21 protein-coding genes are annotated in these 25,394 nt (G+C 37.7%); all 21 read right to left on the reverse strand.

Annotated features, from left to right (window positions below):
- Positions 1-27: 27 nt before the first annotated feature.
- The 21 genes from alaS to AC6UD4_RS05035 all read right to left on the reverse strand — a co-directional run bounded on the left by alaS (position 28) and on the right by AC6UD4_RS05035 (position 25,290).
- Complete coding sequence (alaS, locus tag AC6UD4_RS04935; RefSeq protein WP_500694393.1) at positions 28-2,679, reverse strand: alanine--tRNA ligase; 2,652 nt, start codon at positions 2,677-2,679, stop codon at positions 28-30.
- A gap of 260 nt (positions 2,680-2,939) precedes the next feature.
- Positions 2,940-4,301 carry a DEAD/DEAH box helicase gene (locus AC6UD4_RS04940; RefSeq protein WP_500694392.1) on the reverse strand — a complete coding sequence of 454 codons (1,362 nt, stop codon included), beginning with the start codon at positions 4,299-4,301 and terminating at the stop codon, positions 2,940-2,942.
- Complete coding sequence (locus tag AC6UD4_RS04945) at positions 4,301-5,257, reverse strand: DHH family phosphoesterase (RefSeq protein ID WP_500694391.1); 957 nt, start codon at positions 5,255-5,257, stop codon at positions 4,301-4,303. Before AC6UD4_RS04945 ends, AC6UD4_RS04940 begins: the two co-directional genes overlap by 1 nt.
- 55 nt (positions 5,258-5,312) lie before the next feature.
- Complete coding sequence (gene dinB / locus AC6UD4_RS04950; RefSeq protein ID WP_500694390.1) at positions 5,313-6,434, reverse strand: DNA polymerase IV; 1,122 nt, start codon at positions 6,432-6,434, stop codon at positions 5,313-5,315.
- 73 nt (positions 6,435-6,507) lie between these two features.
- Positions 6,508-6,885, reverse strand: coding sequence for a preprotein translocase subunit YajC (gene yajC / locus AC6UD4_RS04955; protein WP_500694389.1), 378 nt, complete (start codon positions 6,883-6,885; stop codon positions 6,508-6,510).
- Between the two features lie 63 nt (positions 6,886-6,948).
- Positions 6,949-7,962, reverse strand: a complete 1,014-nt coding sequence (ruvB, locus tag AC6UD4_RS04960) for a Holliday junction branch migration DNA helicase RuvB (protein ID WP_500694388.1) — start codon at positions 7,960-7,962, stop codon at positions 6,949-6,951.
- 15 nt (positions 7,963-7,977) lie between these two features.
- Complete coding sequence (ruvA, locus tag AC6UD4_RS04965; RefSeq protein WP_500694387.1) at positions 7,978-8,574, reverse strand: Holliday junction branch migration protein RuvA; 597 nt, start codon at positions 8,572-8,574, stop codon at positions 7,978-7,980.
- A 24-nt stretch (positions 8,575-8,598) separates the two neighbouring features.
- Positions 8,599-10,515, reverse strand: a complete 1,917-nt coding sequence (mutL, locus tag AC6UD4_RS04970) for a DNA mismatch repair endonuclease MutL (RefSeq protein ID WP_500694386.1) — start codon at positions 10,513-10,515, stop codon at positions 8,599-8,601.
- Positions 10,516-10,527: 12 nt separating this feature from the next.
- The gene (gene mutS, locus AC6UD4_RS04975; protein ID WP_500694385.1) at positions 10,528-13,176 is read right to left on the reverse strand and encodes a DNA mismatch repair protein MutS; all 2,649 of its coding nucleotides are present in this window, start codon (positions 13,174-13,176) and stop codon (positions 10,528-10,530) included.
- Between the two features lie 15 nt (positions 13,177-13,191).
- Positions 13,192-14,001, reverse strand: coding sequence for a TIGR00282 family metallophosphoesterase (locus tag AC6UD4_RS04980; RefSeq protein ID WP_500694384.1), 810 nt, complete (start codon positions 13,999-14,001; stop codon positions 13,192-13,194).
- An 83-nt stretch (positions 14,002-14,084) separates the two neighbouring features.
- Positions 14,085-15,641 carry a ribonuclease Y gene (rny, locus tag AC6UD4_RS04985; RefSeq protein ID WP_500694383.1) on the reverse strand — a complete coding sequence of 519 codons (1,557 nt, stop codon included), beginning with the start codon at positions 15,639-15,641 and terminating at the stop codon, positions 14,085-14,087.
- Positions 15,642-15,780: 139 nt separating this feature from the next.
- Entirely contained in the window at positions 15,781-17,019 is a 1,239-nt protein-coding gene (locus AC6UD4_RS04990; RefSeq protein ID WP_500694382.1) for a competence/damage-inducible protein A, read from the reverse strand.
- A gap of 23 nt (positions 17,020-17,042) precedes the next feature.
- Complete coding sequence (pgsA, locus tag AC6UD4_RS04995) at positions 17,043-17,624, reverse strand: CDP-diacylglycerol--glycerol-3-phosphate 3-phosphatidyltransferase (RefSeq protein ID WP_500694381.1); 582 nt, start codon at positions 17,622-17,624, stop codon at positions 17,043-17,045.
- Between the two features lie 73 nt (positions 17,625-17,697).
- Positions 17,698-18,663 carry a helix-turn-helix domain-containing protein gene (locus tag AC6UD4_RS05000; protein ID WP_500694380.1) on the reverse strand — a complete coding sequence of 322 codons (966 nt, stop codon included), beginning with the start codon at positions 18,661-18,663 and terminating at the stop codon, positions 17,698-17,700.
- 71 nt (positions 18,664-18,734) lie between these two features.
- A complete protein-coding gene (yfmH, locus tag AC6UD4_RS05005; protein WP_500694379.1) occupies positions 18,735-20,021 on the reverse strand; it encodes an EF-P 5-aminopentanol modification-associated protein YfmH in 1,287 nt (428 codons plus the stop codon).
- Entirely contained in the window at positions 20,014-21,276 is a 1,263-nt protein-coding gene (gene yfmF / locus AC6UD4_RS05010; RefSeq protein WP_500694378.1) for an EF-P 5-aminopentanol modification-associated protein YfmF, read from the reverse strand. Before yfmF ends, yfmH begins: the two co-directional genes overlap by 8 nt.
- Before the next feature lie 67 nt (positions 21,277-21,343).
- A complete protein-coding gene (minD, locus tag AC6UD4_RS05015) occupies positions 21,344-22,147 on the reverse strand; it encodes a septum site-determining protein MinD (protein ID WP_500694377.1) in 804 nt (267 codons plus the stop codon).
- The gene (locus AC6UD4_RS05020) at positions 22,147-22,827 is read right to left on the reverse strand and encodes a septum site-determining protein MinC (RefSeq protein WP_500694376.1); all 681 of its coding nucleotides are present in this window, start codon (positions 22,825-22,827) and stop codon (positions 22,147-22,149) included. Before AC6UD4_RS05020 ends, minD begins: the two co-directional genes overlap by 1 nt.
- A gap of 18 nt (positions 22,828-22,845) precedes the next feature.
- On the reverse strand, positions 22,846-23,394 hold the full coding sequence (mreD, locus tag AC6UD4_RS05025) for a rod shape-determining protein MreD (RefSeq protein ID WP_500694375.1): 549 nt from the start codon (positions 23,392-23,394) through the stop codon (positions 22,846-22,848).
- A complete protein-coding gene (mreC, locus tag AC6UD4_RS05030) occupies positions 23,378-24,226 on the reverse strand; it encodes a rod shape-determining protein MreC (protein ID WP_500694374.1) in 849 nt (282 codons plus the stop codon). The genes mreD and mreC overlap by 17 nt, the downstream gene beginning before the upstream one ends.
- A 59-nt stretch (positions 24,227-24,285) precedes the next feature.
- On the reverse strand, positions 24,286-25,290 hold the full coding sequence (locus AC6UD4_RS05035) for a rod shape-determining protein (protein ID WP_500694426.1): 1,005 nt from the start codon (positions 25,288-25,290) through the stop codon (positions 24,286-24,288).
- Positions 25,291-25,394 lie beyond the last annotated feature (104 nt).

The following is a 25,394-nucleotide window of genomic DNA, read 5'->3' on the forward strand; positions in this document are numbered from 1 at the left end:
ACACGACTAATTTTCAAATAACAACTATTACTTATGTTCCTTAATCCAGGTCTTGGCAGCTTTTAAAGCATCATCAATACCAGCTGGATTTTTACCACCAGCTTGGGCCATGTTAGGACGACCCCCTCCGCCACCGCTGATATTTTTAGAAATTGATTTAATTAAATCACCAGCTTTAATTCCAGCCTTCACTTGATCCTCACTAACTGCAACTAATAAATTAGCTTTGTCATCAGTACCAGTCCCAAGAACAAGAACGTCTGAAGCGTTTTTATCTCTCCAGGTATCAGCTAATTCTCTTAGTTGACTCATATTAGCATTTTTTAAGTGTCCTGCAATCAAAGTGACTCCGTTAACGTCTTGAACATCATCAAAAATGTCTACGGCTTCCTGGTTAGCTAGCTTAGTTTCAAGTGATTCTTGTCGACTTTCCAAATCCTTAATTTGACCTTGTAATTGTTTAACACGGCCGGGAATTTCATCGGTTGTTGGCGACTTAACTGTCTTTCCAATTTCCTTTAACATTCGTTCCTCATCATTTAAAAGATTAAAAGCATCTTTAGAGGTAACAGCTTCAATTCTTCTGACTCCAGATCCAACTCCGGTCTCAGAGACAATTTTAAATAATCCCAACTGACTGGTATTTTTAACATGATCGCCACCGCAAAACTCAATTGAAAAATCATCAATCTTTACTACTCGAACTTCATCGCCATACTTTGCGTCAAAAAGTGCAATAGCACCCATTTCTTTTCCGGTTTTTTGGTCGGTCACAACGGTTTGAACGGGAATGGCAGCAAAAATCTTTTGATTAACCATGTTCTCAACTTTTTGCAGTTCAACGTCAGTGACTTGACCAAAATGGGTAAAGTCAAAACGAAGATAATCAGGACGAACTAGTGAGCCAGCTTGTTGCGTATGACCACCAAGAACATTTCTTAGTGACTGATCTAATAGATGAGTTGCCGTATGGTTATTCTCAACCCGATCATGGAAATTGCGGTCAACAACTAACTCGTACTTCTCACCTTTCTTCATATCACCGGTAATTTTAACAGTATGAAGATTTTGACCATTTGGAGCTTTTTGGACATCCTCAACTTCAGCCACTTCGTCACCATTTTGGTTATAAATCTTACCACTATCGGCTACTTGACCACCCATTTCAGCATAGAATGGTGTTTTATCGAAAATTAATTCAGCTTCTTTTTGGTCCGGCGTGATCTGATTTGTCAGCTTTTCATCAAAAATAATATCATTAAGTTTAGCAGCATCAACGGTTAGTCGATCGTATCCCACGTATTCACTAGGAGTTTTAATATCAAGTAACAAATCTCGTTGAACTTTCATCGATTTCTTCGACCCACGAGCGTTTCTAGCCCGGTCTTGTTGCTTTTGCATTTCAACATCAAAACCAGTTTCATCAACTTTAACCCCTTCATTACCAGCATATTCCTCGGTAAGTTCAAGGGGAAAACCATAAGTATCGTAGAGTTTAAAGGCATCTTTACCAGAAATTTCTTTTTTAGAATTGGTCTTAGTCTCAGAAATAAGGTTATTAAGCAGTTGCAAGCCATCGCTTAGCGTGGTGTTAAAACGCTCTTCCTCATTTTTAACGATCTTTTTAATATAACCACTCTGTTCAAGAACATCGGGGTAATAAGATTGCATGATTTGACCAACAACGGGAACTAGTTTATACAAAAAGGCATCATTAATACCTAATTCGTGTCCATTAACAGTTGCCCGTCTAATCAGGCGTCTAATGACATAACCTCGTCCTTCATTTGAGGGAAGGGCCCCATCACCAATGGCAAAGGTAATTGCCCGAATGTGATCAGCAATGACCTTAAAGGGGATGTCATCTTTCCGATTACCATCATACTTCTTACCATCACTTAATTCCTCAGTTTTCTTGATAATTGGCATAAATAAATCGGTTTCAAAGTTAGTTGGTGCATCTTGGAAAATTGATACAACCCGTTCAAGTCCCATTCCAGTATCAATGTTTTTTCTTGGAAGTGGCTCATAGGTTCCTTCAGGCGTGTGATTAAACTGAGAAAACACAATATTCCAAACTTCCAAATATCGTTCGTTTTCACCGCCAGGATAATTTTCGGGATCATCAGGTGCCAAGTTATCGTACTTTTCACCTCGATCATAAAAAATTTCCGAATCAGGACCTGAGGGACCCTGACCAATGTCCCAAAAATTGTCCTTTGCTTCAACAATATGATCAGGCGCAATCCCAACCTTTTCCCATAATTCCTTTGTTTCTTTGTCATCAGGATAAACGGTGACGTATAAATTATTTGGATCCCATCCAAACCACTTCGGACTAGTCAATAACTCATATGCCCATGGAATGACTTCTTTTTTAAAATAATCACCAACCGAAAAATTACCAAGCATCTCAAACAGAGTTTGGTGTCTTGCCGTTTTACCAACGTTCTCAATATCATTAGTTCTAATACTCTTCTGCGAACTAGTTAATCGTGGATTACTTGGAACTTCTGAACCATCAAAATACTTTTTCATGGTGGCAACCCCAGAATTAATCCAAAGTAAAGTGGGATCATCCTTTGGGACTAGTGAGGCACTTGGTTCCACGGTATGACCCTTCTCTTTGAAAAAATCAAGAAACATTTGACGAACTTGACTACTGCTGAGCTTTTTCATGATATCCTCCATAATAATAAAAAATAAAAAACACCCTTGCTAGCAAAGACGCCGGGACGCGGTACCACTTTACTTGCAACGATGTTGTCATTACCTCTTTAGTCCCTATAACGTGGGAAACGATCTACTGTTTGGTAGCATCAAAATAACTAAGTACGGTCTGTTTTCATTTTTCAAACCTTCCTGTAGTACTTCACTAATTTGACATATCCAACTAATTTAAATTATATCCAGAAAATAAACTACTGTCAATTAGACTCTTACTGATAACGCTGCGAGCTACGCTTTTTTTGCTTCTTGCGGGCTCGAATTTGATTTCTGATCTCAATTTTACGATCTTCATCACTTTTTTGCTTAATAGCACGGCGAATCTTCTTTTTGTATCCAGGTTTAACGTTTTTCTTCTTTTTCTTAATCAAACCAATCATAGTAGGATCCAATTTATTTTGGGGCTCACGACGTTTAGCTCGCCGTCTTCTATCATAAGTATCAACTACTTCTCCATGTTTAATTTCTTTAGGAGTAAATTTAATCCCCATTTTCTCCAATTCAGAGATCTTTTGTTCTTCACCTGGTGCATATAGAGTGATGGCAGTCCCTTTCATCCCATTTCGACCGGTTCTTCCAACTCGGTGAATAAAATATTCTAGATCAGTTGGAATATCATCATTAATAACATGAGAAACTCCTGAAATATCAATTCCACGGGCCGCTAGATCAGACGCCACCACGAATTGATAATCAAGGTTTTGAATCTGCTTCATAACCCGCTTTCTAACTCGCGGTTGCATTCCTCCATGGATTTCAGCAACTTTTAATCCACGTTGTTTTAGATAATCATAGATCTCATCTACCCGCTCACGCGTATTCGCAAAAATAAGTACCAAATACGGCTCACCCATCGTGATCAGCTGATAAATTAAATCATTTTTATCTTTTCCCTTAGTCGAAATCAACCAGTTAGAAACATCCTGATTGATAACCGTTTTGGTGGGAATATCATCCATGACCGGATTCTTCATGTACTTTTTTAGAAATGGCCTTAACTTCGGTGGAACAGTAGCAGAAAATACCATCATTTGTAAATCCTCGGCCATTTTAGAAGCAATCTTGTCAATTGTATCTAAAAAACCCAAGTCTAGAGTCATATCGGCTTCATCAATTACTAGCTGACGAGCACGATGGATTTCAAGATCACCATTTTTAACAAGATCCCAGATTCGACCCGGAGTACCAATCACTACTTGTGGTTGTTCATGCTCAAGCTTTAAAACTTGGCGTTCCTTATCAGTTCCTCCGACATAATTTCCAATGTGAATGGTTTTATCAGAAAATTTAGCAATTTGTTTTGCATTGTCATAAATTTGATATGCTAATTCCCTACTGGGGGTTGTAATGACAACCTGAACATCTTCTTTATTAAGATCTAAACCATCAAAAATGGGCAAAAGAAAGGCATGAGTTTTTCCACTACCAGTAGCAGACTTACCAATCACACTTTTTCCATGTTTAATGGTTGGAATTACCTTAGTTTGAATTGGAGTAGGATTATGAAATCCCAGGTCCTGAATGGCATCACTAATGAAGGGTTGAAAATGATAATCTTTAAATGAAGCTCCCATTAATTGTTCTCCTTTTTGTACTGTTTCACAATTTCTCCTAGCTGCTTAACAACTTGTTTAATCTCATCCTCATCAGCAGCTTTAGCTCCACTTGCAAGCGCATGACCACCACCGTTGTGTTCTTTAGCCAATTCGTTAATGGATGGTCCTTTAGAACGCAATCGAATGCGATAATTTCCTTCTTTTTGTTGGACAAAAATCGCCCAAGAAACCACAGTGCCAATATTACCGGGCAACGGAACCACTGATGACGTACTATCATCACCTAGGTTGAGGTCCTTAATTACTTCATTAGTCAAAACTACATATGCAGCCCCATTGTCGTCAATTTTCAAATTATTGTATACATAAGCAGCCAAACGGGCTTGGGCAGTATCAATTTCATCTTCAATTTGGGCCACGTTGGTAATCGAAAAATCGTACTGGTCTAATTTGCCTGCCACTTCAAACGTATGCGATGAAGTCGATGAATACTTAAACCTACCGGTATCTCCGATGATTCCAGCATACAATAAACGAGCTGCATCATCTGTCATCTTTAAATCATCATTAGCAGCAAATAAATCATAAATTAATTCGGAAGTGCTTGATGCTTCTGGTTCAACCCACATCAAATCCCCAAATTGATCGTCATTTGGATGATGATCAATTTTAATTAAATATTTTCCCTTTGTATAACGATCATCATCAACTCGCGGCTGGTTAGCAGTATCAACCACAATCACTAAAGCATTCTTGTAATCATCGTCACTTGCTTTCGTAACTTTTCCTAACCAATCAAAGCCTGGATACTGTTTTCCAACGGTCAAAACCTTTTTATTCGGATAAGATGCCTTAATAATGCTAGCCAACCCAATTTGAGAACCAACCGCATCTGGATCAGGACTCTGATGTCTGTGAATAATAATCGTCGGATATTCCTTGATTTTTTCGTTAATTTGCTGCTTTGTATTCATTAAAATAGCCTCTAATAATCTTAATTATTTAACAGTTAAGTATAACCCACAAACACTATAATTCAAAGTGAGGATCTGAATACAAGGGAAGCTTAACGTTTTGAAACCCTAAGTCTGAGAGACTAGTAAGTGTTATTCCCAACAATCTAACGCCATTAGTGGCATCAGGAAGCAAATCAAAAAGCTCCATTGCCAAATCATAAAAAAGACGGGCATCGTTTTCCATAAAATCATTCCACGAAACTCTTTTGGTTAACGTAGTAAAGTCACTGTACCTGACCTTTAAGACTAAAACTTTTCCATGTTTCTCATGCTGATTTAATGACTGCTCCACCATCTCAGAAATCTTATGGAGTTGTGATTCCACTTCTTGTCGGCTTTTTAACTCAGGACCATAAGTTCTTTCTTTTCCAATTGATTTGCGCTCTCTTTGATACTCAACCGGTCGATCATCGGATCCGCGAACTCGACGATACAAAAAATAACCAAACTTACCAAAATTCTTGATAAGATCCATCTCTGATTGTTGGTATAAATCATAACCATTTTGGATGTTTAATCGTTGCATTTTTTGAAGCGTCTTTTTTCCAACACCCCGATAACGTTCAATGGGAAGTTTCATCAAAAATTCGTGACTATCTTCCACATCGATCACAGAAACTCCAGCAGGTTTCCGGTAATCAGAAGCCTCCTTGGCCAAAAACTTATTGTAAGAAATCCCGGTGGAAGAAGTTAGATGAGTCTTTTCCCATATTTCACTTTGAATCAAATGAGCAATCAGTACCGGATTATCAATTCCCTTTTTGTTATCTGAGATGTCAAGGTAAGCCTCATCAAGCGCAACGGTTTCAATTCGGTCGGTATATTCATGAAAAATCGCATGAATTTGATGCGAGACGCTTCGATACAATTCAAATTCGGGTGCCTTAAAAATTCCCTTAGGACAAAGTTCAAGTGCTTTACTAGCAGGCATTGCTGAATGAACACCAAACTTTCTCGCTGGGTAATTAGCAGTGGTCACTACTCCACGACCACCAGTCGTCCTTGGATCTTTAGAAATAATGAGTGGTTGATCAACAAATTCAGGATGCTCACGTTGCTCAATTGAGGCAAAAAAAGCATCCATATCAACATGTAAAATCCGACGTGAATGATTGATTTGAATTGATTCTTCCAAAAGTTCACCTTCTGTCCCAAACGTACGTTCTTGTTCATCCAATAAAAAAGATCGGACTCATCCGACCCTCTTATTAAGCGTTGTCATCATTTGAATTATTACTTACATCAGATGCTTTTTCTGATTCGTCCTTTTTGGAAGTATCCCTCTTTTTTGAATCATCTGAAGCACTATCTTCTCCTGGACGACTTGCACTTGCAATCGCGTTGAGGTCAAATACTAAATAAAGACCATCACAGTCTAAAGTAACCGTTCGCTTTTCATTATTAATTTGATCAACAATTCCATGAAGTCTGCCAATGGTAACCACATGATCACCCTTACGCAAGTTCTTCAAAGTGTTTTGATGCTTTTGTTGTTGCTTCTTTTGTGGTCTGATCATCATAAAATACATTAAAACGAACAAAAGAATTAATACAATAATTCCAGCATATTGTGATATGTTCTGCATATTTTCACCTCATTCTTTATTTAACAATAGCTTACCAAATTGTCGATAAAATTTCCAATTAATTTAATTAGCTTCAGGATATTTTCGGCCCAAGTGTTTGTAACCAGCTCTTGTTACCATCCGCCCCCGAGCAGTCCGCTTGAGATATCCAATCTGTAACAAATATGGTTCATACATCTCAGAAATTGTTTCTGATTCTTCGCCAATATTGGCGGCTAAGGTATTTAATCCAACTGGACCACCATCGTAAAAGTCGATCATCGTTGAAAGCAAATTGAGATCAGTTCGATCTAATCCGTTCTTATCAATGCCTAAGGCATTAAGTGCGGTATCAACGCTATCAACATCAATCTCATCATGATTGGCCACCTGTGCAAAATCTCTCACCCGTTTTAACAATCGATTAGCAATTCTGGGAGTTCCTCTGGAGCGCAGCGCAATTTCGTGAGCACCATCTTCTTTAATCTTACTATGAAAGATTTTAGCTGAACGTTTCACAATCTTTTCTAAATCACGATCATTATAATAATTCATCCGTTCAACAATACCAAACCGATCTCTAAATGGTGAATCAAGCAATCCAGCCCTTGTGGTAGCTCCGATCAGCGTAAACGGTGGTAATTCAAAGTGAACGGGGTGCTTGGTTGAATCGTCATTTCCAATGATAATATCAACATAGTAGTCTTCCATCGCGGAATATAACATCTCTTCAACTTCTTTAGGTAGACGATGAATTTCATCAATAAAAAGAATATCACCGGGTTTTAATTCGTTTAAAAGAGCCACCAAGTCACCTTTTTTTTCAATGGCGGGACCAGTAGTTGTCTTCATATCAACGCCCATCTCATTTGCAATCACGTTTGCTAGTGTGGTCTTTCCAAGACCAGGTGGTCCATACAATAAGACATGATCAAGCGATTCTTCTCGCTGCCTAGCGGCTTGAATGTAAATCTTAAGTTTCTTTTTTAAATCATCTTGACCAATATACTGGTCAAAATTTTGGGGCCGAAGTGACATTTCAAAAGAATCATCGTTTTCATCATCACTTGATCCAGAAACTATTCGATCATCTGCCATTAACTTCCTCCTAATCTACTTAGTCAATAGTTTGAGACCTGAACTAATATATTGATCAGTTGTATAGTCTGCTTCTATTTTCTGTAGTTTTGTTTTAACTTTATCAACCTCGCGTTGCTTAAAGCCAAGAGCTTGTAATGCACTCAGTGCATCATCTAATTGCTTATTTCCAGTGTCTTCAACGTCATTTACCGAAACACTACCAACAAATACGTCATTAGATGTAATCTTATCCTTTAGGTCCAACACAATTTGTTGGGCAGTCTTTTTCCCAATTCCGGGAAATTTAGTTAAATACTTAATGTTTCCAGCATTAATGGCACTAATTAAACCATTACTGTCATTACCAGCCATAATTGCCAAGGCACTTTTTGATCCAATCCCTGAAACATTCAGTAATTGTTCAAAAAGTTGTTTATCCGCTAACGAAATAAATCCATATAATGCAATCCCATTGTCTGAAACCGATTGGTGGATATAAACTCGCACCTGTTGGTCAGTACTATAGTGATATGGATTAGCTACATAAACTAAGTAACCAACTCCATCAACGTCTAAAACAATGTACTTGGGGGTCACATCCGTAATCATCCCATACAAGTATTCATACATACAATCAACTCATTTCCTATTGGATTAAAAATTCACATCTCTACTTTGATGCGGGTCCTGAATTCGCTTAAACATGGTCTCCAGATCTGAATTAGAAAAATGAACTAAAACAGGACGGCCATGGGGACAATTAAAGGGATTCTCACACTGTGGTAATTTATCTAACAAGGCTTGAGCCTGGCGCTTATCCAGATGATGATTAGCTTTAATTGCTCGTTTACAACTCATCATGATGGCAGCTTTTTCTCTAAACTGTGCAATCGAAAGCTGTTGATTACTCAAAACCCAGTCAATCATTTCTTTAATGGTATCTTCTTCCTGACCAGCTTTAAACCAAACCGGATGCTGCCTAATGACAAAACTATTTTTCCCAAATGACTCTAAATGGATTCCATTCTGCTCTAAAAGATCCAAATGATTTGAAATAATTAAAGCATCACTGGAAGTGTAATCAAGAACAATTGGAACCAATAATTTCTGCTCGTCTTCACTCACATTGCCAACTTGTCTTCGATAGTATTCATAATTAATCCGTTCTTGAGCAGCGTGCTGATCAACAACATACATCCCATCTGAACTTTCAGCAATTAGGTACGTACCATGAACTTGACCAACATACCGTAATTGTGGAAAATCATGAGACGAATTTGGACTTTGCTGATTGTCACCAAACGGTAAGTCGACCTCTTCATTTTCGTACTTTGCTTTAAATTTACGAGCGGAATTCGAATCTAAATCATTTTTTCGATAAATCATAATCGGTTGATGATGAGCTGGATAAGCATTGTGATTAGCCACTGACTTCATCGAGTCTGACTTACTAACCTGTGGAATCGAACTTTTTTGTGTATTTTGATCTTCATAGAGTTGATTTAAATTAAGTGAAATTTCCGTAGAGTTATGACGTGCAACCCCATTTTTTAAAGTCTGGTTATTCATAGCATCCGGAATCAGATTTTGTTTGGCTAAAGCATCATAAATTGTTTGTGAGACGAATGAACTTAATTCCTTCTTTTTGGAGATTCTGATTTCCTCTTTTGAAGGATGTACATTAACATCAACTAAAGTTGGATCCATCTCGATACTTAAAACGACAATCGGATATCTTCCAACCATCAGTTTTGATCCGTACCCATCAATAATCGCGTGATCAATGCCAAAGTCACGAATAAATCGCCCATTAACGATCACAGATGTATATTTACGGCTTGCTCTAGTTAACTCTGGCAAGCTGACGTAGCCGCTTAATTTAAAGTCCGGATTTTCAGCACTAATCGGAATCATTTGCTTCATACTTCGATTGCCATAGATTCCAGCAATAACTTGTTGCATGTTGTTTCGACCCGAAGTCCGTAGGAGTTCTCGACCATTATGAGTCAAAGAAAAAGCAATTTCAGGATGGCTAAGAGCCAATCGATTGACAATATCAGATATCTTAGATAGTTCCGTAGATGGTGCCTTTAAATATTTTAGCCGGTTAGGGGTATTAAAGAATAGATCAGAAACGACGACCGATGTCCCTCTTCGTGCCTGTGATGGCTCCATCTTTACAACCTTGCCACCATGAATTTTAATTTCAGACCCCTGTTCTCTACCATCCGAAGTCCTCATTTCCACATCAGAGACAGAGGCAATACTAGGCAACGCTTCGCCACGAAATCCTAATGATTTAACTCGAAACAAATCACGTTTATTATTAATTTTACTCGTAGCAAAACGTCGAAACGCCAACTCAACTTGATCAGGAGCAATTCCAGATCCATTATCAATCACCTTAATCTTTTTAAGGCCATAATCAACCACTTCAATGTCAATTTTACTACTACTGGCATCAATTGAATTTTCAACTAGTTCTTTAACTACCGATGCTGGCCTCTCAACAACTTCTCCAGCCGAAATTTGATCGGAAAGAATTGTCGGTAATTGATGAATGTCGGACACAATATCACCACCTTAATTTTCTAACTTAGTTTTCCATTTATACACCAAATTCATAATCTGAATTGGAGTCTTACTCATAAGATCAGTATTCTCAATGTCCTCAATAATCTTACTTTTATTTTTATCTAATGACTTATCACTTTTGGGATCATCCACTTTAAACAACGCCATTTGTTCCGAATCATTTAAATCAATTGAACTAGATGGCGTGGTAGATGCTGGGTTATCCTTATGAACGGGATTTTGAGCTTGAGTAGCATGATTATCATTACTTTTTTGTTGCTCATCATCTTCTAGCTTTAAAAGAACCGTGCTAGCCCGCTTCAACAACTGATCAGGAAGGCCAGCTAACTTAGCAACATTAATCCCATAGGAACGATCGGCTGGTCCATCCATAATTTTATGAAGAAAAACCAGGTTGCCATCTTTTTCAACTGCCCCAACGTGAACGTTCTTTAAATGCTTTAACTCTTGATCTAATTCGGTTAATTCGTGGTAATGAGTCGAAAATAGTGTTTTAGCACCAATATTATCATGAATATACTCAATGATAGATTGTGCAAGTGCCATGCCATCATATGTGGAAGTTCCTCGTCCAATTTCGTCAAACAAAATCAGTGAATTAGCGGAAGCATGTTTCAAGGCTTCATTGGCTTCCCTCATCTCCACCATAAACGTACTTTTACCCGAAATAAGGTCATCGGCAGCACCAATTCGAGTGAAAATTTGATCGAATATGGGCATCTCGGCTGCATCAGCTGGAACAAAACACCCCATTTGTGCCAGGATTACAATTAGAGCTAGCTGTCTCATGTATGTGCTTTTACCGGACATGTTCGGACCAGTAATTAATAATTCAGAAATATCTGGATTCATTATCACATCATTTGGAACATAACTTTGAGCCCCCATCACATGCTCCACAACGGGATGACGTCCTGCTTTAATGTTCAAATCATGACCATTATTAAACTTGGGCTTTACAAATTGATACTTCTCAGAAATAGTCGCAAAGCTCTGCAAAACGTCTAAACGTGAAATCCCACTCGCTAACTTCTGAATTCGCGGAATCTGCTTTTTAATCTTATCTCTGACCTGTGCAAAAATTTCATATTCTAAACTTTTAGATTTCTCTTCTGCTTCTAAAATAATCGATTCTTTTTCTTTTAGTTCTGGTGTTGAAAAACGTTCCGCATTGGTAAGTGTCTGAAGACGTTCATACCTACTATCATCAAGTTTACCAAGATTACCTTTCGATACCTCAATATAGTAGCCAAATACTCGATTATAACCAATCTTGAGGTTATGGATCCCAGTTTCCTGACGCTCTTTAGCTTCCATATCAGCTAACCATTTTTTACCATTTTTCATGGCATCCCGATACCGATCAAGTTGTTTATTATAACCATTTCTAATGACTCCACCATCCGTGACAGAAATTGGGGGTTCTGAAACGATGGCGTCTTTTATTAATTCATACACATCATTAACATCATCGAGTTTTTGATAAATTTCATCAAACTCTGGAGTATCTAGGTCATTTAAAACATGCTTAATTTTGGGAATTTGTTCAAGTGAAGTCTCCAGCTGAATCAAGTCTCTACCGTTTACTCCGCCAAATGAAATTCGTCCAGAAAGTCGCTCTAAATCATAAACTTTAATCAAATTGTCGGAAAGCTCACTCCGCTCATAATAATTATCTAAGAGCGTCCCAACTAGATTCTGGCGTTGCTCAATCTCTTTCCGATTAATTAGCGGCCGCTCTAACCATTGCTTAAGTTTTCTACCACCCATTGCCGTTTTAGTATCGTCAACGATCCATAGCAACGTGCCACTCTTTTTGCCGGTCCTAATGTTTTTAGTTAGTTCCAGATTATATTGCGAATTATGATCAATTTTCAAAAAAGAACTTGGCTCATATCTAACTGCTGGTTGAATATGAGATAAACTACGCTTTTGTGTGTCCGAAATATAAGTTAATAACATTTTAAGGGAGTCAATTAGCGTTGGATCATCAATATTAGTAATGACATTTGACCCCACCTCAGAAGTTTGATTCTCTTTTGAAATAAGAACACCGATTTCCTTTAGTTGATGAATCAAATTATCATCGATCGAGTCGTTAACTACAATCTCTTTTGAATTAAGATTAATCACTTCGTTTAAGACAGCTTCATCGCTTGCTAACAAGCTAACCTTTAACTCACCTGTAGAAAGATCAATGTAAGAAAATCCAAAAGAATGCTCATCTTTATTATAAGTAACCGCGGTTAAGTAGTTGTTGACCTTGGCATTTTCGGCATTGGCATCAGTTTGAGTTCCAGGCGTAATTAGCTGAATAACATCCCGATCTACCATTCCCTTAGCAGTCCGAGGGTCTTCCATCTGTTCACAAATTGCTACCTTGTATCCCTTATCTACTAAGGTATCAATGTAATTTTGAACGGATTGATGAGGAACGCCACACATCGGAATGGGATTATCTGACTTCCTACTTCGTTTGGTTAAAGTTAACTCCAACAATTGCGCACCCTTAATAGCATCCTCGTTAAACAATTCATAAAAATCGCCAATTCGATAAAACAAAAAAGCATCAGGATATTGATCCTTAACTTTTTGATATTGTTGCATCATTGGCGTAGTTTGTTTTGATTTTGCCATTAACATCGCTCCTCTTTAAAATTCTTGATATGGGTGATCCTTGTTGATTAAAATATTCTTAATTTTTTTAGCTTTGCCAGACTGGTTATCGACATCAATGTAGCAACCTGACAACACTGCTGCGCCAGTCTCTTGAACCTCAAACCGATTAGGGCGTGCCGTCATAAACTTATTAATAACGGGTTCAAACTTCATCCCAATCACTCCATCATCTGGTCCAGTCATCCCTGCATCAGTTAAAAAGGCCGTCCCACTTGGTAAGATTTGCCCATCACTAGTCTGCACGTGGGTATGGGTACCCACTAATGCGGAGATTTTCCCATCCAAATGAAGCGCCATGGCCTTCTTTTCACTAGTAGTTTCGGCATGAAAATCCACAAAGATGATATTAAACCCATTGGTATGTAGCTTATCAAGAAGCGCATCCACTTTACTAAATGGATCATCAATTTCATCCATAAACACGCGACCTTGAAGATTAATCACAGCTACCTTACTACCATTAACGTTCATTTCTATGTAGCCCTTTCCTGGGACATCTTTTCCAGGATAGTTAAGGGGACGAATTAAATTTTGGGTTTGATTAATAAAATCAAAAATTTCTGGATTATTCCAGGCATGATTCCCCAAAGTAATCACGTCTGCTCCGGCATGCATAATTTTTAAATAAAGATCATGATTAATCCCACGTCCCACCTTTGTTGCATTTTCGCCATTCACAATGGTTACCTGTGGTTTTAAGTCATGTTTTAGCAAGGGTAGATATTTTTCTACCGTTGCCACCCCAATATTGCCAACCGTGTCACCTAAAAATAAAAATCGCATATCCGCTCTCCATCTTCTACTGTAATACCTTTATTTTACACTGATAAATCAAAATAAAAAAGACCAGGATAATCTCTGATCTTTTACTTGGCATATTCAACTGAGCGGACTTCCCGAATCACATCTACCTTGACATGACCAGGATGATTCATTTCCTTTTCAATCTTATCTTTAATATCTCTGGCAAGTACAATTGCTTCTGTGTCAGAAATCTTTTCGGGTTTGGCAATCACTCTAATTTCGCGACCCGCCTGAACTGCATAACTCTTGGAAACCTCGTCAAAACTATTACTAATTTTTTCAAGTTTATCTAAACGATGAACGAAGCTTTCAAGTGAATCACTCTTTGCACCAGGTCGTGCCATTGAAATCTTATCGGCAACATCAACTAATTCTGAAATCATATAATGTGGCTCACTTTTTTGACCACCTAATTGAATTGTATCAATTACTTCTGGGCTCTCACCATATTTCTTTGCAATATCAATCCCAGCATCAACATATGAAACATCAGTTCCACTATTTGACGACAGACCAATCTCACGCAACAATCCCGCTCTTTTCGCTAATGTAACATCTTCACCTAACTCAGCAGCAAACACTCCCGCCAATTTTGCTACTTGAATGGAGCGTGATAAAACATTTTGTCCATATGAAATTTTATATTTCAATTGACCAATTAATTTAATCAAATCAGGGTTCATTGAATGAATCCCTAAATCAAAGACAACGTTTTCCCCAGTCTCTTGAATTTGAGCATCGAGTTCTTTTTTACTCTTCTCAACCATTTCTTCAATACGTGCTGGATGAATCCTTCCGTCTTTAATCAACTTTTCAAGTGCCATTTTGGCGACTTCACGTCGAACTGGATTAAAACCACTTAAAACCACCGCATTGGGAGTATCATCAATAATTAGATCAATCCCAGTCAATGATTCAAAGGTTCTAATGTTTCGACCCTCACGTCCAATGATTCTACCTTTCATATCATCATTGGGTAAAGTTACTACAGACACAGTAGTCTCTGAGACAATATCAGCAGAACTCTGTTGAAGTGCTTCAACAATCAAGTTTTTAGCATCCTTAGCAGAAGCTTCTTTAGCAGCATCGTAACTCTCTTTAATCATTTGAACACGGGTATCAGCCAATTCTTGCTTAGTCTCATCAATTACCATCGTACGAGCTTCCTCTTTAGTTAAATTAGAAACTCTGGCAACTTCCTGTTGCCGTTTTTCAATAAGTGAATCTGCTTTTTGTTGTTTCTTTGTCAGTTCTTGCTTTTCTTTTTCAAGTTTTTCTTCTTGCCGTTCCAAAGAATTATCACGTTTCTCAAACGCACTATCCTTTCGATCAAGCGTTTCTTCACGTTTCAACAAACGATCTTCTTGTTTTTGAACTTCAAGACGACGCTTTTTCAACTCTTTTTCTACTTGAAGTCGATAAGCATTCCCCTTCTCTTTTGCCTCTAAACTAGCTTCTTTAAGCGAGTTCTCAGCTTGCTTTTCAGCATCAGAAAGGATATCTTTTGCACTTTCATGAGCAGCATCTAACTTCTTCTCAGATACCTGCTTATAGGTGAACTGACCAATCAAAAAACCAACAACGACAGCGATAACAGCGGAAACAACTGTAACTATCATTTACATATGCCTCCGTATCACTAATAAAAAATTTATTTAAATAACTAGCATAAACGTTATTCACTTCTTAATTCTAAAGTTTAGAAAAATTAGTGTCAACTAGTATGTACAAAATAGGAGAACCAATATCCTCCTATTTTCACTTTAAATTATCATAAATCATTTTAAGACCGCATTTTGTAGCGTAATCACGAATTTCATTTCGATCCTTGCCAAAATTAAATTCACGGGTCTTAACCTCACCATCAGGTAATGAAATTCCTACCCAGAAATTCCCAGCAGGATGTCCTTCCAATTCATCAGGTCCAGCAACTCCAGTAAAAGAAACCGAAACGTCAGTATTGAGAATTGCTTTCGAATTTTTAGCCATCCAAACAGCCGTCTCAGATGAAACCACTCCATGCTTATCAATCACTTCGCTTGGAATGTGCAAGACATCCTCTTTCACTTTAACCGAATAAGTCACAAATCCACCTGGGAAAACCTCAGAGACACCTGAGACATCACCAAGCCGACTCTGAAACATCCCAGCAGTAAGTGATTCTGCCGCAGTGATCGACAATGCTTTCTTTTTAAGGATATTAACAGCTACTTTAGCCAATGAGTTATCATCACCAAAACCATAGAAATATTTCCCTACAATTGAGTTTACTTTAAAGATCATTTCATCAATTAAATGATCGACATCTGATTTTTTCTTTCCACTCGCAGTAATTCTTAGGGTAACTTCATTTCGCTTGGCGTACGTTGCTAAAGTTGGATTCGTTTGATGAGAAATCAAGTGCTTTAATTGGTCCTCAAGTTCTGTTTCACCAATTCCAAAGAAACGCATTACTTTGGAAGCAATAACGGGATTACCACTAGCTAATTTAGTTAAAATTGGAAGTGCATATTTAGTAAACATGTGTTGCATCTCAACTGGTGGTCCCGGTAAAACCAAGTAATCACAGTTTTTAGTCCTTAAAAACATACCAACAGCAAAACCATTATCATTTGGTAATACAGTCGAACCGTGGATATATTCAGCTTGAATATCAGCATTTTGAGGCTTTTCCATTGGATAATTTTTATGAAAATGATTAATTTTTTCCAGTGCTTTTTGATTAGTATCTAACCCAAGACCCAAACGCTTAGCTAGCACAATCTTAGTAATGTCATCTTCGGTAGGACCTAACCCGCCTGTCAAAACCACTAAGTTACTTCGACTTTCAGCAAGCTTTATAACAGCTTCTAACCGTTTGTAATTATCTCCAACGGTGTCTTGAAAGTAAACATCAATTCCTAAATTTGCCAGATGACGCGCAATAAAGGGCGCACTGGTGTCAGTAATTTCACCAAGGAGAATTTCCGTCCCAACTGATATTATTTCAGCATTCATCAAACCACTCCTAACTGTATTAATTAAAATGAATCAGAAAAAACTTTTCGGTTCTTGTAAAAGTACTCAATACCAGAGTAAATGGTAAAGAATAAGCAGATGTATAAACAGATTTGGCCCATCGGAAGATTAATGTTATTAAATAATGCATTATTTAATAACAGAATAATAATCGCAATCATCTGGAAAAAGGTTTTAATCTTGCCTGGCCACGCAGCCGCAACAACTTCACCATCATTTTCAACAACAATTAAACGTAAACCAGTCACGGCTAATTCACGACAAACAATGATAGCCGCAATCCAACTAGCAACACTGCCAAGACCAACTAAGACAATGAAGGCACACATTACCAACATCTTATCCGCTAACGGGTCAGCGAATTTCCCAAAATTAGTCACTAGGTGTTGTCTTCTCGCAATTTGACCATCCAAAAAGTCCGTTAACGCTGCCACAATGAATACCACGGTAGCTAAAACCTGTGTAACTGGAATCATGGTTCCCACGATCATCACGCTGCCAAGATCCATTGGCACAACCAGTAAAATTAAAAATATTGGTATTAAAATTATTCTAAATAAAGTTAATTTATTTGGTAAGTTCAAAAGTTTATCCTCCTGAGGTTAAACGCTAAAATAACGACCTGCTATCTTTAACAGATCGTTATTTAGGTTTGGGTTAAAGTTTATTTGTAATTTTAAAAGTGACATTTCTAACTTGAGCATTCCCATTGTTAGCGGGCTTCTCTAAATTAGCTTTTTGACCGTTAATCGTGATGTCAGTAGCGGGGGCATTGCCGAGGTTAACGTTAAATTCTTTCGTGTTAGCAGGAATGGTGACATCATGAGTCTGGTTGGGATTTAAAGTTCCCTGCCAAACCTGTGATCCATTAACCGAAACAGCTGACCAAGACTTAGCATTTCCCTTTAAAGTGACCTTTGTTTCTTTTTCATTGGTTTTAACATTGTACTCGTTCTCATTAGCACCCTTAGCAATCTGGGTTCCTTGGTTATTCTGATTCTTTGTTTTGGCCTCTTTGGCCTTATCCTGAGCGGCCTTCTTCGAACGCGAGCTGGCCATCGAACTTGAACTATCCGAAGATACGGAAACAGACGTTGTACTTGAAGTAGTATCTGAATTGTGATGAGCTAACTTTCCGGCTCCAACCCAGATGACGCCAATGATAATAATCACAATGACCACAATTCCAACAATCGGAATTAGTTTCTTCACACCAGATCCTGAAGGACCTGATTCTGGACTCGTTGAGTGATGTCTAACAGAACGTTGTTTGGGCATCTCAGACTGAACTGGTTGAGGATTTTCCTTAATGTTATTTTGACCCTCACCGTTATCGTCCTCAGAAGAGCCAAACTTTTCTCCACCAGGAAGCTCGGAGTCATATTTTTGAATAAACTCGCTTCCGTTTAAACCAACTGCATCTGCAAACTGTTTAACAAAAGCACGAACGTAAAAATCACCAGGCAGTGCCTTAAAGTCATCTTGTTCAATTGCTTCTAAATAACGTTTTTGAATTTTAGTTTTCTTTTGAACGTCATCAATTGAAATTCCTGAGTCAACTCTAGCCTTACGCAATAATTGACCAATGTTTACACTTTTTTGATTTTTTTCTTCTTTATCCATATGTAAAACCCCATCGTTTTAGATTTCATTGTCAGTATATCACAACGCGTTACCTTAAAAAAAGATATACATTAGGAAATAACCTTCAAAGTTGTTTTATTAAAGTCAAAGAATTTACTAGCAAAATCAATTACCTCATGAACGGAAAGTTGGTTTAAGATTTGAATTTCATCAAAAAGATTGGTATATCCATTTAGTGGATCTCCCATTTGATTCGCAATAGCCGAGTTGGAATTCATAAGTGAAATATACTGTCCAATCTCTTCTCGTTTAATTAGGTTAAAAATCTTAGACAATTTTGCGTCGTCATTTAATCCATTCTCAATTTCACGTTCAACGGCTTTTTGAAACTCTTCTGGACGATTTGAGTCTTCGGCAAAGATCACAAATTGATAACCATCTTCTAGATCAAAGTCATAACCAAACGAATCATTTATGATCTCCTTGGAATAGAGTTTTTGATATGGCTCAGCATCTTCAGAAAAAATCATCGACAAAAACAATCCCAGTGATAATTCGTTTTTAGTGAATTGGACCCCACTACTAATCTCGTCAGGTCCTCTAAATCCAACCGCAACTTTCCCTCTTGTCAAATTCATAGTAGTGTGCTCATCTGATATAATCGAGCTTTTCTTAATGGCATCGTTCGTTTGCCGCTTCAGGGTTAAAATCTCAGATTGACTAATTGAGGGAATGGTTCTTTCAAGTCTTTCAATCCTTTCAATCGCATCACTCTCGTTGACATTTCCAACGAGCATTAAATCCATATTGTTTGGAACATAATACTGGTTATACATTGCATACAAGTCTTCTGTCGTAATTTTGGCAATTGAATCAATTGTGCCCGCAATATCATGATCAAGTGGAGAGTTATGATACATATTTCCGATCGTATCAAAATAAATTCTAGAACCGGGATCATCTTGATACATCATAATTTCCTGTCCAATGATGCCCTGCTCTTTTTGAACTTTTTTTTCGTCAAAATACGGATGCTGAACCAAATCAACTAAAACATCTAAATTATCACCAACATGATTAGTTGTATTGAAAAGATAACTGGTTTGATCAAAACTCGTAAACGCATTTGAATCCGATCCAAATTTGCCAAACTGATCACTTGAATCATAATTTTGTTTATCAAACATTTTATGTTCCAAAAAATGAGCAATTCCGAGCGGCATCTTTCGGGATCGTTTATTTTCCAAAATCAAATTATTAATTGCACCAAAATGAACGTTTAAAATACCGTAGGTCGAATGAAAGCCTGGCTTAGAGTCAATAAATACTTTCATTCCGTTATCTAATTGATAGCGGTAAACCGTTTCATTTAGCTTGTCATACTTAATTTCAACCATTATTAATTCCTTCCAATAAAAATTTAGCCCGCAATTTAAACTTCGAAGCTACTTGACTTACATCGTCACTGGTAACCCCTCTAACTCTATTAATCCATTGACTGGGGCTCAAATCGATCCCATATAGTTCATTAATAAAATCACCATTAAGCGTTCGGCGTTGGCTATCAAATTTAGAATAATATCCATCAATCAATGCTGATTTAATGTCTAAAAATCGCTGATCCGAATACTCTTGTTTCTGAATTAAACTAACTTGCTCATCAATTAACTGGTTAACTTGATCCACATCTCCCGAGTTAATGCCACTTTCAATTAATACATACCCCAAAGTAGAATTATAATTACTCGAAATGTAATATGCTAAGCTATGTTTTTCACGAATATTATGAAACATTAATGATTGTTGGGCTCCCCCAAGTAAAGCATTAAAAACAATTGCCGCGTAATAGTCATTATCATTTACGAAAATAGGAAAATCAAAAGCTAAATCAAACTTGGATTGTTCTCCATTAATTTTTTCAACCTGAGTCCTGATCGGTAAGGAGCTAAAATTGCGATTCATTGGCTCATTAAATTTCCTTCTGGGTAAAAACGGTAGATGCGTCTCAATCATCTGAGTTTGTTTCTCCGAAAGATCGCCTAAAATCGAAATATAAATATCGTCGTTTTTAAGAAGGTTTTCCCACTCTCTTACAACAGCTACATTTTCTAAGTTTTTAATTTGCTCCTGATTTCCAATGATTGAATTGGCATAATTGGGTTGGTCGGAAAAGTAAAGCTCTCGAACTCTCTTCGCTGCATAATAACGATGGTCATCATTAAGAGAATCTAAATATTGAATTAAATTTTTTCGTTGAATTTCAAATTGTTCCTTGACGTAATGTTCACCATCAAGGTTGGGATGAAAAATAACTTCTGAAAGAAAAGTCAACGCATCGTCAAAAACGTCAGAATTATCCAGCGTAAATTCATCATTAACAAAGCTCATAACCACTCTCAACACACTACGATTGCCAACTTTAAACACATTTGTTCCAAAGCTGGCACCAAATAGTTCGGAAAGTCTTCTAGCCAACTTTAATTTTGAATCGTACTTGTGACTATAATTTTCCATCATTTCAGAAACCATGGTTCTAGCAGAATAATCTGCATAGTTTAACGGGGCAACAAAGTCAATTGTGATCGATGTTGTTTTGAATTTATTACTCTCATGAACATTTAAATGAACCCCATCTGTGATTGTTTTTTTCAAACTAATTCCTCCAAAATAAAAAGTTCCCATAGAAAGAATTCTAAGAGAACTTTATCAATTAGTATAACTAATTCTTTGTAAATACGTGTTTGAATTTAGACCAAAAACCTTTTTTCTGTGGCTTAATTTTCATCAATGGAACGGTTTCTCCAAGCAAGCGTCGTGCGATGTTACGATAAGCCGTTGATGCAGGATCATCAGTGTCTAAAACTACTGGTTCGCCATGATTTGAAGTAGTAATCACCTTATCATCATCAACTACAACTCCAAGTAAACTAATTCCCAGGTGATGAGTAATTTCGTCAACATCCATTACATCGCCATTGTCCATCATACTTGGTCGAACTCGATTAATAACCAACCTTGGAGCTTCTTTTAAAGGATGCTTCCCTAATAGCCCTACAATTCGATCTGCATCTCGAACTGCAGAAATTTCCGGTGTGGTAACCACAATGGCACTATCTGCCCCAGCAACAGAATTAAGAAACCCTTGTTCAATTCCTGCCGGACAATCAATCAACACGAAATCAAACTGTGGCTTTAATTCATCAACAATATCTTTAACTTGGTCCTCTTTTAAGGCCGATTTATCTGTATTTTGAGCGGCTGGTAATAAGTATAAATTATCGTCAAAGCGTTTATCCTTTACCAATGCTTTTTGCAGTGGAACCCGTCCATTGGCAACGTCAACGATGTCATACATAATTCGATTATCTAGTCCAAGAACCACGTCAAGGTTTCTAAGGCCGATATCCAAATCCATCAAACAGACGCGCTTCCCCATTAAGGCTAAAGCAGTCCCGATGTTAGCTGAAGTAGTTGTCTTACCAACTCCACCCTTTCCAGAGGTAATAACGATTGCTTTTCCCATTATTCGGTTCCTCCTATTCGATTATAAAACTTCGGACTAATGTCTTTAATCTGATCTAAATTGCCATACTCGATAGTATGTAAGTCATTAATGTAAATAACAGTACGGCTGTTTTCAGAAATTCTATTCTTATTATCGCTGACGATATCAAACTGTTCTCCGATCCGAACCTGCTGGGCATCGTTTAAGTTGCCAATTACAATGGCCTCTTCATCGTTCGGAAATCCAGCGTGCACAATTCCTCTCACATATCCTAAATTATAAACGTTACCGCCCGCAAGTAATTTACCTCCCTCATGAATGGCACCAAAAAAAAGGACGTCGCCCTTGGCTGTAATCTCTTCACCATTTCTGATGGTTCTCCCAATGACGGAAACCTTATTTAAGTCCCGGATTCGGTATGCTTCTGATGTAGTAACCACATCAGCCATAAATCGCCTGATACTCATCCTTGGATATTTAGAAACAATCTCCCTTAATGTTTGCTTTTGCGCTCCAGTGAGAATCCGATTCCCGGTAAAAACATCAAAAGAAAATTGTTTAGCATTCCCTAACTCTTTTCCACTACTAAGTTGTTCCATCAAGTTCTTGAATTCATTAATGTCACTATCAAAACTACTGGTATCAGAAATATTAATTTCATAACCATTTTGAGTACCCTTTAAAACTACATTTTCCATACAGTCAATGCTCCTAGTTTAACTAAAATAATTGAAAAGTGCCCTGATTGGGAGATACAGAATTACAAATAAGATCAGGTTCAACACTAACGTTGGCCCTAAAGTATAAATCAATAACTGTACACCACTAAGAGAGGCAATATGTGCAATTCGGTCACCTAAGTAGCTCAAAATAAATACCACCAAAACATCCCCAACATAAAGTAGAGATGAAGTGACCATGTTTTCACGCACAAATTTTAAAACCATTCGATTAATATAAACCACCAGCGGAAATGCAAACGTAAAGATCCCAATAATTCCAACGTAATAAATATCATAAACGATTCCAATTCCTAAGGCCCACCAGCCCATGTGTAATTTTTCATGGCGCGCAAAAAGAGTGGCCATTACCAACCACAATAAGGTTAAGTAAGGTACCATTGAAAATTTGCCAAAAAGTACTGGTGAAAAAAGTTTAGAAATCGTTCCTTCCAGTAGAAATGAAATGACCAACCCAATTGGATATAAGAACTTTAACCGGGAAGGACGTCTCATTGGACTTCCTCTTCTAATCCTTCTTGCCAATTACGGTCACCGCCTCAATATCATCCATGTTTGCAGCTGGTTTAATGTTGACTTTTTCAGAAATACCATCACTATTTTGTTTAGTTCCAGCAACTTTTCCGACATAAAGTCCCTTAGGAGTCACGCCACCAAGACCATTAGTCATAACTTTCGTCCCAGTCTTGATCTTGTCTTGATTAGTAACACTTCCCATTACCAACTCATTAGTATCACGATTATAACCGTCAATTAATCCATTAACGACTTTCTTTTCTCCTTGAACCTGAACCGCAAAACGACTAGCAGTATCACTTTTGTCGGTGATTAGTTCGACTTTACTGTTGGTCTTATTAACTTCAGCAACCCGACCAACTAATCCAGAATTAACAATTACAGACATGTTCTTTTGAACTCCTGCAGCCGATCCCTTATTAATGATCAGTTGATTTTGCCATGAGGATGGCGTCCTAGTAATTACGCTAGCATTAATCGCCTTGTAGTCCGTGGGAGTCCCCTTGATATTTAACTGTTGTCTTAATTTTTCATTTTCATTTTCCAGTGCTTGATTTTTAACTTGAGTTTGAGCTAATTGTTCAACCTGACCCTTTAAATGATTATTTTCCTGATAAGTATTTAACAAATTATCAGTGGCACCAAACAATGAGCCAACGCCATTGGCAGGAATACTAACAATTCGATCGCCAAATCCAACAACATCATTTCCAACTTGTTGAATCAATGGAGGAGTAGCACGATTTTTTCGCACTGCCACTGACCCACTAATCAAACCTAAGCCAATAATTAAGCAAACGACAATGATTACTAGCTTTCGACTTGAAAAAAACTTGTGCATAATAATCCTCCGTACGTGCTTAAAATAAATAAGCGGGAATTCATCCCCGCTTATCCAATTTATTTTCTATTCATTGCCTCAATACTTTTAAGCGATTCACCGGTTCCAATTGCTACACAATCCATCGGATCTTTGGCAATTGTCACAGGAACTTGAGTGGCATCTGATACTACTTCTGGGAGATTTTTGAGTAGAGCACCGCCACCGGTAAGAACAATTCCATGATCAATCACATCAGCAGAAATTTCAGGAGATGTCTCTTCTAGAGTTTCTTTAATCGTAGTGATGATCTCAAGAATGTCTTCGTGCATTGCAGAAGCCACATCCTCCGCAGTTACTTCAACTGACTTAGGAAGGCCAGTCAGTAAGTCTCTTCCACGAACGGTTTCATCATTCATGTCCTTTGCGGCACCAATTGATGCAGAACCAATGGTGCATTTCAAATGTTCTGCAGTTGGTTCACCAATTAGCACATTATAATTTTTTCTAATAAAGGTAACGATCACTTCGTTCAACTTATCACCAGCCATTCTCACCGAACGTGATGATACGATCCCACCAAGAGAAATAGTAGCGACGTCGGTAGTTCCACCACCAATATCAACAACCATGCTTCCAGTTGGATCCATAACTGGTAGACCGGCACCAATTGCAGCAGCAAATGGTTCTTCGATTACATAAGCATCCTTTGCTCCAGCAACTCGAGTAGCATCAATTACGGCACGCTTTTCCACAGCAGTGATACCACTTGGAACACAAACCATTACGTAAGGCTTACCACCGTGGCTTCCCAATGCTTTATCGATATAATATTTCATCATGGTCACAGTAGTATCATAATCAGCAATTACACCGTCTTTCATTGGACGAATAGCTTCAATGCTGGCAGGCGTTCTACCAATCATAGATTCGGCTTGTTGACCAACAGCAACAATCTCGCCAGTTTTTGTATTTTTAGCAACCACAGAGGGTTCTCGTAAAACGATTCCTTTTCCATCAACATAAACAATGGTATTAGCGGTTCCTAAATCGATTCCGATGTTTTTTGTACCTAATCCGAACAATTTATTCATCCCTTCAATTTTAAGTTTTAATTTTTAAGTAATTACTTTGATAAGACTAGTATATCATACTGCATTTATATCAGTCAGAAATATAAGGCCAAAAT

The organism is Fructilactobacillus sp. X3R5C2 (genome assembly GCF_059901175.1).